Genomic DNA, 13068 nt, shown 5'->3' with positions numbered 1-13068 from the left:
CTATGCCCAAGCTGTCAATCTGTATTCCGGCGTATGAGAATCCGGAGGGAATCAAACGGCTGCTGGAATCTGTTTTTTCGCAGCGTTATACGGACTTTGAGCTCATTGTGACGGATGACTCGGGGAGTGACGCCGTCGAGCGCGCCGTCCGGGAGGCCGCCCGCCGCTCCGGACGCTGCGGGGAGGGGCCGGGAAGCGTTCTGCTCCGCTATTTCCGCAATACTCCGGGACTGGGAGCGGTTCGGAACTGGAACCGGGCGCTGTCGCTCGCGCAGGGCGAATATGTGAAGCTCATGCACCATGACGACTGGTTTTCGGATGAGGGGAGCCTCGGCTCTCTGGTGGAGCTTCTTGAGAGCCATCCGGAGGCGGATCTCGCGTTTTGTGGGACATATCAGGCTTTCTTTGCTTCGGACGGTACGCTGCACAGGACGCCGCGCGGCATCTCGGCGGAGGACGAGGCGCTGCTTCGTAAGGATTGGAGAAATCTGTTTCTCGGCAATACCATCGGTGCGCCGAGCGCGGTGCTGGTGCGGCGGAGCGCGCCGTCCGCCTGCCGCTATGACCCGGAGCTCACGTGGCTTGTGGATGAGGAATATTATCTGCGGCTCCTGCAGGGAAATCCGCATTTTGCCTGCTCCCCCGAGCCGTGGGTCACCATCGGCCTCTCCGGAGATCAGCTCACGGAGAGTGTGCGGGACGACGAGACGGTAAACATCCGTGAGCTGCTGTATATTTACCGGCGCTATATGCCGGTTTCCGGAGCGGCGGACGTCCCGGAGCGGGGGCGGCGCTTTGCTGATTATCTTCTGGCAAGGCTCGCGGCGAACCATCTGCCGGAGGAGGAGCTCCCCGCGGATCTCGGGATTCCGGATGCGGCGCGGCGCTACCGGCACGCGCTCCGGGAGGAGAGACGGGCGGAGCGGAAGCGCCGTGCGGACACGGCCGTCTACCTTTTGACCAAACCGGTCAAAATAGCGGCGGACCGGATGAACGCCGTGCTGCAGCCGCTGCGGGCCCTGCTCCGCATTCCGGCAGAATCTGCGTTCTGGACGGCGCTCACCATCGAGCTGCTTCTTGTGATCTGGGATAAGAGCAACGCGACGGTGCCGTATCCGGGGCAGATTTTCCGCGTCACCTTTCTTCTCTTTCTGATCAAGGCGGCTTCGGAAAAATTCACGCGGCGGGAGCTGGTGTTCTTCCTCTCCGCGTGTGTTCTCGGCGTGATTTCATGGCGCTGCGCGGGAAGAAATGAGCTTCTCCGCGCCGCCGTCCTGCTTGCGGCGCTTCGGGGTGAGGATCACCGGCGGGTGATGAAGTATTCCTTTTTCGTCACGCTTGCGGGCTGCCTTGCGCTGGCGGTTCTCGCGGCGGCGGGGATCTTCGGCGATCTGTACCGGGTTCAGGATTTTGACGGGACGGGGACGGATCTGCGGTACTGCTTCGGTATGGGAAATCCGAACGCTGCGCACTGCATGCTGACGATGCTCCTGATCCTCGGCCTTTATTTGTGGGAGAACAGGCTGCGCTGGCAGCATTACGCCGCGCTCCTTGTCCTGCATTTTGTGCTCTGGCGGCTGTGCCGCTCCGCGGCGGCGGCGGGAACGGCGTTTCTTGCGATCGCGATGTCCATGGCGTTTCATTACAGGAAGCGCCTCCGCGCACGGGACGCGGTGTACCGGGTGACCGGGGCCGTCTTTGCGGCAGGGCTTGTCCTCCTTGCGGCGGCAGCCGTCTGGGGGACGAAAATTCCCCTGATTCACTGGCTCGACGGCCATGTGCTGACGGGCCGCGTCGCCTCGCTGTGGGGCACGACCTTTTTCTCGGGGACGCTCGCGACATGGTACTGGTTTTCGGACCGCGCCAATACGTCCTATTTTGATCTGGGGTGGCTGAGAGTCGTTTACTGGTACGGCGTGATCCCGATGATTCTGCTGACCCAGCTCGTATTCGAATGGCTCCGACAGATCCGTCTGCGCCGCGACGCTGCGGCGTACATGCTGGTGAGCTGTCTTGTGCTGTATACTTTGATTGAGGCGCATGTCGTCTCGATTTATCTCGGGCGCAACATCGCGCTGCCGCTTCTGGCCTCGTATCTTCCCGGGCTCCTGGGGGAGGAGAGGACGGCTCCCGCGGCAGGCAGGGGCGGCTGACGGGGCGGAGGCGCGGCCATTCTGCGCGGAGGAATGGTGTGAAACATCACGAGGATGCGTTGATTTTCACACGGCGATTTGTGCCGAAGCCCGAATCGCCCCCATCGCATCCGCAAACCGCCTGCGCGGATCTTGCGGTGTGTGCCTCGCATAAAGTGCTTCGGAATGGTGATTTTCATGAATCAGAACAAAAATGTATTCCGCACATACAGTCTGTGGTTTCTCGACATGGTCTGCATCACGGTGAGCTACCTCATCGCGACATGGATACGCTACGGCAACAATAATGATATGGCGAGTTCCCGGATCCATTATCTCATTCTCGCGGTGTTTCTGATGGGGGCGTCGGTGTACAGCTTTTTCCTCGACTGGAATCATGATTATCTGAAGCGGGGATATTTCCGGGAGCTGACGGCGGTGCTGAAATTCAACGCGGTGATTCTGCTGATCGCCGTGGTGTTCGTGTTCATGGCAAGGCTTTCGCTCTATATTTCCCGGACTGTATTTTTGTGGTTTTTTGCCATCGACGGCGCGGCCCTGCTGACGGTGCACTGCATATATAAGGAAATTCTCCGCAGGGCGATGCGGGCGGAGCTGCTGGTGACAAAGGTGCTCGTCATTGCCGGAGCGGAGCAGATGGAGAGCACGATCATCCGCCTCCGGCGGGAGGCGGACGCCGGTCTTGAGGTGATCGGGGCGGTGCTCGCGGAACCCGGCCAGGCGGCCACGGAGATGAAAGAGGATATTTTCGGGATTCCGGTATTCATGGGGCTGCAGAATCTCACGGAGCTCATGACGACGGTCCCGTTCGACGAGGTGTTCATCAATACACCGGAGATCTCGCAATATCGGATGCATGGGATCATCGCGGGCTTTGAGGAGATGGGCGTCACCGTGCATTACAATCTCGAGCTCCCCGATCTGGAGGGAACTGCGGGAAAGGTGGACATGTTCGGGGATTACTCCGTCATTTCCTATACTCGCTTCCGGTACAGCAGCAAGCGGCTTCTGTGCAAGCGGGCGATGGATATTCTGGGTGGGCTGATCGGTGTTCTGCTCATGGGGATCATCACGCTGTTTCTTGCCCCGGCGATCCTCATTGACTCGCCCGGGCCGGTGTTCTTTTCCCAGCTTCGCGTCGGAAAAAACGGGCGCCGCTTCCGGATATATAAGTTCCGCTCGATGTATCGGGACGCGGAGGAGCGGCTTCGGGAGCTGCAGGGCAGCAATGAGATGAACGGTCTTATGTTCAAGATGGAAAATGATCCGCGGATCACGAGGGTCGGGCGCTTCCTGCGCCGGACCAGTCTCGACGAGTTTCCGCAGTTTCTGAATGTGCTGAAGGGCGACATGAGCCTTGTGGGAACGCGGCCGCCGACAGAGAAAGAGTTCGAGCAGTACAATGAGCATTACCGCCGGCGCATTTCCATGACGCCGGGTCTCACCGGGCTCTGGCAGGTGAGCGGCCGGTCGGACATCACGGATTTTGACGAGGTGGTGCGTCTTGATCTCCAGTATATCGACAACTGGAGCCTCGCGCTGGATATCAAGATTCTTCTGCAGACCGTGGGCGTCGTGCTGTTTCATAAGGGAGCAAAATGAAAACGCATATCTGCATGATCGTTACACAGCGCGACGTAAAGGGCGGAATGACGGCCGTGATTTCCGCCTATTACGGAAGCCGCCTCGAGGAGGATTACGACGTCACCTATATCGAGACCTACTGCGACGGCTCGAAGTGGACGAAGCTCCGGAAAGCGCTCCGGGGGTATCTTGCGTTTCGGCGGCTTCTTCGCAGCGATCCGCCGGCTCTGGTGCATGTGCATTCTTCTTTCGGTCCGAGCTTCTGGCGGAAGCTTCCGATCATCGACGCCTGTGCGCGGCGCGGGATCCCGGTGGTGAATCATATCCACGGGTCCGAATTTGACCGCTTCTATACCCGGGCGGGACGCTTCAAGAAGCGTCAGGTGAAACGGGTCTACGGGGAATGCGCGGTGATCCTTACCCTGACCGAGGCATGGAAGGAGCGCTTTCTTGCGATTGTCCCAGAAGAAAAGATCGAGGTGCTCCATAATTACACCGCGATCCGGACGGACGGGCCGACGCCGGAGAGCCGCGTCAGTAAGCAGGTCACCTTTCTGGGGCTCATCAATCCGATGAAAGGGAGCCGGGACATGCCGGAGATTATCGCCCGGGTCTGCGAGGCGGTGCCGGACGCGCGCTTTGTGCTCTGCGGCGTGGGAGAGACGGAGGCTGTCCGGGCGGGACTCCCGGAGAAGCTGCGGGAGAAAAATGTGCGGTTCCCCGGCTGGATCCGCGGCGAGGAGAAGGATCGCGTCATGCACGGCACGGCGGTGTTTCTTCTGCCGTCGTACAGCGAGGCGATGCCCATGTCGATTCTGGAGGCGATGGGCTATGCCGTTCCGGCTGTTGCTTCCCGCACAGGAGGAATTCCCCGTCTGATCGAGGACGGTGTGAACGGCCGCCTCTATGAGCCGGGCGACGCGGCCGGCATGGCGGAGGGCATCATCCGCTACCTCACGCACGAGGAAGAGAGAGAGGCAGCCGGTGCGGCGTCCCTTGCGGCGGCGCGGCGCGATTACAGTCTGGAGCGCCATATTGAGGAGTTGGAGAGAATCTATGAGAAATGTCTCGGCAGAGCCGGAGCGGAAAGAGGATGAGACAGCGAGAGGGGCAGCGGCGGAGTTTTCCGTCGCTGTTATCGTACCGGTCTATAATAATGCGGCGGATCTGCCCTGCTGCGTCGACAGCATTCTGGCGCAGAGCTGGAAACGGCTGTCGGTCTATCTCATCGACGACGGCTCCGCGGACGGGAGCGCCGGCATCTGTGACCGCTATGCGGCGGACTTTGCGAATGTTCATGCGGTGCATCAGACAAACGGCGGGCTGATGGCCGCATGGCAGAGAGGACTTCGCGAGGCGGCGGAGGACTGGATCTGCTTTGTGGACGGCGACGACTGGATCGAGCCGGAGATGATCGAGGCGCTCGTCTGCGCGGGGACGGCGGCGGAGGAAGCGCAGCCGGGCCTTTTGACACGGCAGCTTGTCTGCTGCTCCTATTTGATCGAGAGGGAGTGGGAGAACCGGGCGGAGAGAAAGGGGCACGGAGCCGCTCCGGGCGTGTATACGGGAGAACGGCTTGAGAAAGAGATCCGCAGGCGGGTCATCGGCTGTGAACGGCGCGCCGTGATTCTTTCGCGCTGTATGAAGCTCGTTCCGAGGGAGCTTCTTACGGAGGGGCTCCCCTACTGCAACCCGGCGATCCGTATGGGGGAGGATGTGAACATTATGCTCCCGGTTCTGCTGTCCGCCGGCCGCGTCGTGATCCTCCCCGGACATTACGACTATCACTACCGCTTCCGCAGGGAGTCCATGGTGCATCGCTATGATCCGAGGCTCTGTGAGAATATCCGGGCGCTGGATGCTGTGATCCGGCGCGTGCTGCGGGATTTTGCCGTTCCGGAGGCGGAGGCGATGGCAGACCGGGAATTTGCCTTTCTGTTTCTTCTTCTTTTGAAAAACGAGCTGCGCCGGACGGATATCTCCGCCGGAGAAGCCGTTTCACGCATCCGCGCGCTCTGCGGGGAGAATCATTCCGAGGCGCTTCTTGCCGCGATCGGCGGCCCGCGCGCGGTGAGAGAGCCTGCGAACCGTCTGCTGGCACTCTTGATGAGACGGCCCTCGCCGCTTCGCGTCCGCATCATCCGCCGCATCTTTCTGTGGCAGGCAAAGGCCTGACAGAGCGCTTTCATACGGGAGAAACCACGGGAGGAATCGCGATGATCAGTATTATCACCCCCTTTCATAACGCGCAGAAAACGCTGACGGCCTGCATCGAGAGCGTCCTCGTGCAGACAGAGACCGACTGGGAGCTGATCCTTGTGAACGACGGCTCCGCGGACGGCTCGGTGAAGCTGGCGCAGAGCTACTGCGGACAGGACCCCCGCATCCGTCTGCTGACGCAGGAGCAGCGCGGTGTTTCCGAGGCGCGGAACGCCGGACTTTCCGAGGCGCAGGGGGAGTTTGTCTCATTTCTTGATGCCGACGACAGAATCGCGCCGAATATGCTGGGCGTTCTGCTGGCGCTCATCAGAACCTATCGCGCGGATATGGCGGGCTGCTCGTTTCTGCCCTTTGCGGAGCCCTCGGACATCGCGGCGGCGGAGCCGGAGGCGGGCAGTGTGCCGCCGGGCGCTTTCTTTGACCCCGTGAGGACGGAAATCATGACGGGGGCTGATTTTGTTCTGCGGGGAATCCTCTCGTCCGATACGCGCATCTGGAGCAAGCTGATCCGGCGCTCGTGCATCGGCAGGACGCATTTTCGCCGGAGCTATACGATCGGCGAGGACATGCTGTTTCTCCTCGCGCTCACAAAGAGGCTGGGAACGGTGGTGCGGACAGAGGCGCGGCTGTATTATTATTACAGCAATCCCGCGGGGGCGATGCAAAAGCCCTATACACCGCAGTACATGGATCAGCTCCGCTGCTGGGAGGCAGCCGGGCGGTGGATACGGGAGGAGCGGAGCGATCTTGCGGAAGATTCGCGGTGCATGGCGCGCCTTGCGGCGATCCGTGCGGTTTCGGCTATGCTGATCGCCGGGAAGCTCGCGCGGCTTGCTGAGGCGGAGCGGATGGACGAGGCGGAAACCACAGAGACGCTCCGGCAGACGGTAAGGGAATGCCTTGCGGTTCCGGGAGTACAGGATTTCCTGCCGAAAGGCTACGGGATAAAAACGCGGCTGTTCCGGCTGTCGCCGGCGCTGTATTATGCGGCATACGGGCGCTGGAAGCGGGGATGAGGCGTGCCGGCGGAAAGGAAAGACGAGGCATGACGGGAAAAAAGACGGGGATCGCGCTCTGTATGCACGCAGGGAGCGGGAATCACGGGTGTGAGGCGCTGGCGGACAGTCTGCTTCGGCAGCTCCGGGAGCAGGGCGCTCCGCCGCCGGTCACACTGGTGACGAACAGCAGAGCGGAGGATCAGCGCTATGCGCTCGGTAGCTTCGGCAGCTTTGTGAGGCTTGCCGAGGAACGCCGCATAGCGGAGCATCGTCTCGCCCATATCTTTTATTATGGCTGGCGGGCTCTCACAAGGGACCGGGAATCGTTCCTGCGCTACCGGCTCTTTCCGGTTACGGGTGCGGAGAAGCCGGCGCTTGCCGTCTCCATCGGGGGGGACAACTACTGCTATCCGTCCATGGTAAATGATCTGGAGCTCGCCAACGCCATGCTGAACCGGCAGGGGACGCGGACGATGCTGCTGGGCTGCTCCATCGAGCCGGCGCTTCTTACCGGAGAGACAAAGGAGAGCCGGGCGCTGATCGAGGATATGCACCGTTACGCGCTGATCACCGCGCGGGAGGGAAGAACCTATGAGGCGCTGCGCGGCGCGGGGATCCCGGAGGCAAAGCTCCGGCGCATCCCAGACCCCGCCTTTGCGCTGCCGATGAATCCCCGCGCCGTGCTGCCGGAGGGCTTCTCCATAGCGCTCCCTGTGTGGGAGGAGAGAGGCGGGCCCGGCTCCCCGGCGGGAAACCGGGCCGGGCGGGCGGTTCCGGCCGGAAGCCCGGTCCTCCGGGGCGGGACGGTCGGAATCAATCTCAGTCCGATGGCGGCGGATTATGCGGAGAATCCGGAACTGGCGCTGCAGAGCTGCGCGGCTCTGATCCGTCATATTCTTGCGGAATCGGATATGACGGTTGCCCTGATTCCGCATGTGGTCTGGGAGAGGAGCGACGACCGCATCCCTCTCGGCCGCCTGATGGCGATGTTTCAGGGCACCGGACGGGTCGTCATGGCGGAGGACGGAAACGCCGGGGATCTCAAGGGTATCATCGGAAAGTGCCGCTTCTTCATCGGCGCGCGGACGCATGCGACGATCGCGGCATATTCGTCGGAGGTGCCGACGCTCGTGCTGGGGTACTCCGTCAAGGCGCAGGGCATCGCCGAGGAGCTGTTCGGCACGGCGGAGCATTATGTTCTGCCGGTGCAGGAGCTTCGGGAGGAGCGGCAGCTCATTGACGCCTATGAATGGCTCCTTGCACATGAGAACGGAATCCGTGCGCACCTCCATGACATCATGCCCGGTTATTGCCGCCGGGCGCTGGAAAACGGGCGGGCGGTCATGGCGCTGTATCGGAGCATAACAGAGGGATGAACGGGAGACGCCAGACAGGAATTCAGATGGGAAGAACAAAATCTGCGGCAAAAAATATTGCGTTCGGCTATGCGGGCACGCTGACGACGGCGATTCTTGGCTTTCTGCTTAAGCAGGTTTTCATCTCGAACTTATCTGCGACGCTGAACGGCGTGAACGGTCTCTACACGGGGATATTATCGCTCCTTAACATGGCGGAGCTGGGGATCGGCACGGCGCTGAATTACAGCCTGTATGCCCCGGTGGCGCGCGGAGATCGGGAAAAGGTCCGCTCCTATATGCGGATGTATCGCAGGGCCTATCATGTGATCGCGCTTGCGGTGGCCGGAATGGGACTTCTTCTTACGCCGTTCCTGCCCGTATTCATCCGGAATCCGGGAGACAACCGCTGGCAGGATCTCACGCTGTACTATCTTATCTTTCTGTTCAACACGGTCAGCAGCTATTTTGTCGCTTATAAATACAGTCTGGTCAACGCGGAGCAGAAAAACTATATTCAGACCAACATTGCGGCCGTCACGAAGATTGTCACCGTGCTGCTGCAGATGCTGGTTCTGGTGACGACGAAGAATTTCTACTTCTATCTCCTCACAGACGCGGCGATTCAGCTCGTGCAGAAGATTTTCGTGAACGCCTATCTGAACCGGCTTTATCCGTATCTTCGGGAAAAGGGCGCGGCCCCGCTCTCGAAGGAGGAGAGAGGCGAGGTATGGACGAAGACGAGGGCGCTCGTCTGGCACAGGGTAGGGGACGCGGCGAGGCTCCAGACGGACTCCGTCATCATTTCGTCCTTTATCGAGGTCACCGTCTCGGGGATGGTGGACAACTACAATCAGGTCATTACGGCGGTGGCGGGCTTCGTCAACATCATCTTCAATTCCGTGATCTCGAGCCTTGGGAATCTGATCGCGACGGAGAGCCGGGAGAAGCAGTTTGAGATTTTTTCCGTATACCGCTTCTTCGCCTCATGGATTTACGGCTTCTGCGCGGCCGGCTTCTTTCTTCTTCTCACGCCCTTTGTCGGCGGACTCTGGCTGGGCCGGGCATGGATCCTCCCGGCTCCGGCGGTGGCGCTGATTCTCCTTGATTTTTATTTCAAGGGGGAGCGCATCGTGCTCTCCAATTACAAGACGGCGGCCGGCGTATTTGAGCAGGACAAATATCTGGCGGCGGTGCAGGGCATTGTAAATCTGGCACTCTCTGTCTGGCTTGTGCAGAAAATCGGTCTGACAGGGGTCTACGTGGGCACGGTCGTCTCCGGTCTGATCGCGAATGTCACGAAGCCGATCATCATATACCGCGTCTGCTTCGGGAGGAGCGCGGCGCATTATTTTCTGGAATCTCTGAAATACGCGGCGGTTTTGGGCGGGATTCTCGCGGGGCTTTACCGGATCCGCGTTCATCTGCTGCCGGCGGTTTCGGATGTCACTCTGCCGCGTTTTCTTATCATGGGCGTGCTGATTACGCTTGTGTACAACGGTCTTTTTCTGGCGGTGTTCGGACGCACGCGGGAGGCGCGCTATCTGTTCCGGCTCGTGAAAAGGAGATTCGGCGGTTGAGTGCGGGGCGCGGGCTTCCGGCGCTCTGCAGGATAAGGAGTGTAAAATTGACGGTTTTGGATCAGATCGCGGCGGAGGCCGCGCGGGAGCTGGACGGCTACGGGGAAATATCTCTTTTTGTCAGAGCGAAGAACCTGGCAAGACGTCTCCTCGGGAGATATGTCCCGGAGCGGGATCGGATGTTCTGGCCCGCAGGGCTGCTGCTTCTGGGGATGAGTGAGTACCTTGCGCTGGGGGAGCGAAAGCCCGGGGCGCTGAACGAGGAAACCCGGCGCGCGGTACAGGCGTCGATGGACCGGCATCTGGCGGCGTGGGAGCGGGACGGCGGCCGGCTCTTTCAGATCGACGACGTGCTGGCGGGGGCGGCGTTCGCTGCGCGTTATGAGGCGACGGGGGAGGAAAAATACCTCGCGGTCTGCGACAGGATGTACGATTTTGCCGCGGAGCGCTCCGAAGACCGGACCGGCGCGGTGATCTACCGGCCGGGGCGGGCGCATGACTACGTCCTTGCGGACGGGGTGGGGGAGCTGGCGCTGTTTCTGTCCCGCTACGCGCTCGTGCGGCCGCAGAAGCGGGAGGAAGCGCTCATGACCGCCGGACGGCAGCTCTGTGCGTTCCGGGAATACGGCTTTGACCGTACGACGGGCCTGCCGTTCCATGGCTATGAGGCACAGCAGGGCGGAGGCATAAAGACGAAAGGACTGGTCGGCTGGGGGCGCGCTGTGGGCTGGTATCTCATGGGGCTCTCCGGATATCTTACCGCGGTCTGCGACAGGGCGGTGACCGACGGCCGCACGGAGGTGCTCCTCTCTCTTGTCGAGAGCTGCCGTAGAGAGGACGGCATGTTCACGTGGCATCTCGCCGCGCGGTCGGAGGATGGGAAGGAAATTCCTGTCGACACCTCGGCGACAGCAATGATAAGCTATGCAGAGAGCGTCCTTTTTCCGTGCGGGGAAGGAGCGGCGGTGTCGGCCGGGACACTTGACCGCGCGGCCGGGGCCCTCCGCTCATGGACCGATCCGCAGGGACGGGTGCAGCAGGCTTTGGCGGAATGTATTGATTTTGGGAATCATCCGCAGAATTACGGGAATTATCCGTGGGGGCAGGGGGCGGTGCTGGCGTTTCTGTCGCGGCTTGAGCGCTGAAGGCGCTTTGGGGGCTTCTGTGAGAGCGGCTGGGGTGCTTCGGCCGGGAGGATTCATATGATTATTGTTCAGCTGGCCGGAGGGCTGGGAAATCAGATGCAGCAGTATGCGCTGTACCGGCGTTTTCTGTCGCTTGGAACGCCGGCAAAGCTGGATGCGTCGTGGTTTTCGGAGGCGGAGCAGGACGGCGTCGGCACGCGGCGCGCGCTGGAGCTTTCGCTGTTTCCGGGGCTGCCGCTGGAGCTTGCCTCTCCAGAGGAGAAGCGTGCTTTCACCGGCGGCGACGATGCACTGAGCCGTCTGGCAAGACGGCTGGGTCTGCGCCGTGGACAGATTTTCATGGAGAGCGAGATGTACCATGAGGACCTCCTCAGCCGGAGAGAGGGCTATCTTACCGGGTATTTTGCCTGCGAGAGGTACTATGCGGCCATTTTGCCGGAGTTGCGGGAGCTGTTTGCTTTCCCGGAGGCGGAGGACAAGGCGGCGGCAGAGAAAAATGCGGCCCTCGCGGAGTCGATACGGCGGGAGAGGGAGGAGGGAATCACCGCGGTCTCCATTCATCTGAGGAGAGGGGATTATCTGACCCCTGAAAACCGTCGTCTTCTCGGCGGAATCGCCACGCCTGCCTATTACGACGGCGCGGTGCGGTCGCTTCGGGGCGGAAAGCCCGGGCAGCTCCATTTTTACATTTTTTCGGACGATCCGGCATATGCCCGGATACTTCACTTCGGCGAGACGGCGGAGGAAAACACGGTCTGCGATTGGAACACCGGGCGGGACAGCCTGCTTGACATGCAGCTCATGAGCCTCTGCGAGGTGAATATCTGCGCGAATTCCACATTCAGCTTCTGGGGGGCGCGCCTGAATCGCGGGACGGAGAAGATCATGATCCGGCCGTCGATCCACAAGACGACCCAGCGCTGCATTCCGGAGGTCATGCATGAGCTTTGGCCGGGATGGCGGCTGGTGGATCCGGCGGGGAAGCTGGTTTGAGAGACGGGAAGCTGGTTTGAGAGACGGAAAGATGGTCTGAGTGACGGAGAAGCCGCGGAACGGGGCACGGCGCTGTGCTCTTTCTGTGTGTCTTCGGCATATTTGCAGGAGGAAAAACAATGAGTCGGAATTATGTGTTGAGCTGCTGTTCCACGGCGGATCTTTCGGCGGAACACTTTCAAAAAAGAGACATCCGCTATATCTGCTTTCACTTTCAGCTCGGGGAGAACTGGTATTCGGACGACTGCGGCCGGTCGGTGCCGTTTGAGCAGTTCTATGCGGCGATGGCGGAGGGAGTCATCACAAAGACCTCGCAGGTCAACGCCGAGGAATACCGGGACTATTTTGAGAGCTTTCTGAAAGAGGGAAAGGACATCCTGCATGTGACGCTCAGCTCCGGCCTGTCCGGGAGCCATAACGCGGCGATGATTGCGAAAACGGAGCTCATGGAGCAATACCCGGATCGGAAGCTTTTTATTGTCGACTCGCTCGGCGCCTCCTCGGGCTACGGTCTTCTGATGGACCGTCTTGCGGATCTGCGGGACGGGGGAATGGAGCTTGAGGAGCTTGCCGCGTGGGCGCAGAAGCACCGGCTGAATACCGCGCACTGGTTCTTTTCCACGACGCTGGAATACTATGTCCGGGGCGGCCGCATATCCAAGGCGGCGGGCATGTTCGGCGGTCTTCTCGGTATTTGTCCTCTTCTCAACATGGACCGGGAGGGCAGGCTCATCGTCCGCAGCAAGTGCCGAGGCAAGAACAGGGTGATCCGCGAGATTGTCGAGCGTATGAAACGCCATGCGGAGAACGGAACGGAATACAGCGGGAAATGCTATATCTCACAGTCGGCCTGCATGGAGGATGCAAAGGCCGTGGCGGCGGCGGTGGAGCAGGCGTTCCCGAAGCTGTCCGGCCCGGTGGAGATCAATTCGATCGGCACGACGATCGGAAGCCACACAGGGCCCGGCACGGTGGCGCTGTTTTTCTTCGGCGATAGCAGAGAGGACGATGAAAAGTCCTCGCGGTGAGGAGGGGAAGAA

Annotated in this window: 10 protein-coding genes; all 10 read left to right on the top strand. The window is 60.8% G+C overall.

The features are described 5' to 3' along the window. Positions 1-2 precede the first annotated feature (2 nt). The 10 genes from E0E20_RS00400 (at position 3) to E0E20_RS00355 (ending at position 13056) form a co-directional block, all read left to right on the top strand. A complete protein-coding gene (locus tag E0E20_RS00400) occupies positions 3-2153 on the top strand; it encodes a glycosyltransferase family 2 protein (protein ID WP_130836102.1) in 2151 nt (716 codons plus the stop codon). A gap of 177 nt (positions 2154-2330) precedes the next feature. Continuing rightward, complete coding sequence (locus tag E0E20_RS00395; protein ID WP_130836101.1) at positions 2331-3755, top strand: sugar transferase; 1425 nt, start codon at positions 2331-2333, stop codon at positions 3753-3755. Further along, a complete protein-coding gene (locus E0E20_RS00390) occupies positions 3752-4834 on the top strand; it encodes a glycosyltransferase family 4 protein (RefSeq protein ID WP_130836100.1) in 1083 nt (360 codons plus the stop codon). The genes E0E20_RS00395 and E0E20_RS00390 overlap by 4 nt, the downstream gene beginning before the upstream one ends. Continuing rightward, on the top strand, positions 4794-5912 hold the full coding sequence (locus E0E20_RS00385; RefSeq protein WP_130836099.1) for a glycosyltransferase family 2 protein: 1119 nt from the start codon (positions 4794-4796) through the stop codon (positions 5910-5912). The genes E0E20_RS00390 and E0E20_RS00385 overlap by 41 nt, the downstream gene beginning before the upstream one ends. A 41-nt stretch (positions 5913-5953) precedes the next feature. Further along, positions 5954-6973 (top strand): glycosyltransferase family 2 protein, encoded by a 1020-nt coding sequence (locus tag E0E20_RS00380; protein WP_130836098.1) that lies wholly within the window; start codon positions 5954-5956, stop codon positions 6971-6973. Positions 6974-7002: 29 nt separating this feature from the next. Then, positions 7003-8331, top strand: a complete 1329-nt coding sequence (locus E0E20_RS00375) for a polysaccharide pyruvyl transferase family protein (protein WP_130836097.1) — start codon at positions 7003-7005, stop codon at positions 8329-8331. Between the two features lie 26 nt (positions 8332-8357). Next, positions 8358-9890: a lipopolysaccharide biosynthesis protein gene (locus E0E20_RS00370; protein WP_130836096.1), complete on the top strand. Its 1533-nt coding sequence runs from the start codon at positions 8358-8360 to the stop codon at positions 9888-9890. A 47-nt stretch (positions 9891-9937) separates the two neighbouring features. Further along, positions 9938-11035 carry a glycoside hydrolase family 88 protein gene (locus E0E20_RS00365; protein WP_130836095.1) on the top strand — a complete coding sequence of 366 codons (1098 nt, stop codon included), beginning with the start codon at positions 9938-9940 and terminating at the stop codon, positions 11033-11035. Positions 11036-11092: 57 nt separating this feature from the next. Continuing rightward, entirely contained in the window at positions 11093-12028 is a 936-nt protein-coding gene (locus E0E20_RS00360; RefSeq protein ID WP_130836094.1) for an alpha-1,2-fucosyltransferase, read from the top strand. 119 nt (positions 12029-12147) lie between these two features. Further along, on the top strand, positions 12148-13056 hold the full coding sequence (locus E0E20_RS00355) for a DegV family protein (protein WP_130836093.1): 909 nt from the start codon (positions 12148-12150) through the stop codon (positions 13054-13056). Positions 13057-13068: the final 12 nt, after the last annotated feature.

It is taken from the genome of Lachnoclostridium sp. Marseille-P6806, assembly GCF_900625025.1.
Lineage (GTDB): Bacteria > Bacillota > Clostridia > Lachnospirales > Lachnospiraceae > CAG-791.
This window is presented reverse-complemented; position numbering and strand designations above follow the sequence as displayed.

Excerpts from the sequence above, each read along its gene's own strand:
- E0E20_RS00400 (WP_130836102.1), top strand. The coding sequence starts at position 3 with ATGCCCAAGCTGTCAATCTGTATTCCGGCGTATGAGAATCCGGAGGGA.
- E0E20_RS00395 (WP_130836101.1), top strand. The coding sequence starts at position 2,331 with ATGAATCAGAACAAAAATGTATTCCGCACATACAGTCTGTGGTTTCTC.
- E0E20_RS00390 (WP_130836100.1), top strand. The coding sequence starts at position 3,752 with ATGAAAACGCATATCTGCATGATCGTTACACAGCGCGACGTAAAGGGC.
- E0E20_RS00385 (WP_130836099.1), top strand. The coding sequence starts at position 4,794 with ATGAGAAATGTCTCGGCAGAGCCGGAGCGGAAAGAGGATGAGACAGCG.
- E0E20_RS00380 (WP_130836098.1), top strand. The coding sequence starts at position 5,954 with ATGATCAGTATTATCACCCCCTTTCATAACGCGCAGAAAACGCTGACG.
- E0E20_RS00375 (WP_130836097.1), top strand. The coding sequence starts at position 7,003 with ATGACGGGAAAAAAGACGGGGATCGCGCTCTGTATGCACGCAGGGAGC.
- E0E20_RS00370 (WP_130836096.1), top strand. The coding sequence starts at position 8,358 with ATGGGAAGAACAAAATCTGCGGCAAAAAATATTGCGTTCGGCTATGCG.
- E0E20_RS00360 (WP_130836094.1), top strand. The coding sequence starts at position 11,093 with ATGATTATTGTTCAGCTGGCCGGAGGGCTGGGAAATCAGATGCAGCAG.
- E0E20_RS00355 (WP_130836093.1), top strand. The coding sequence starts at position 12,148 with ATGAGTCGGAATTATGTGTTGAGCTGCTGTTCCACGGCGGATCTTTCG.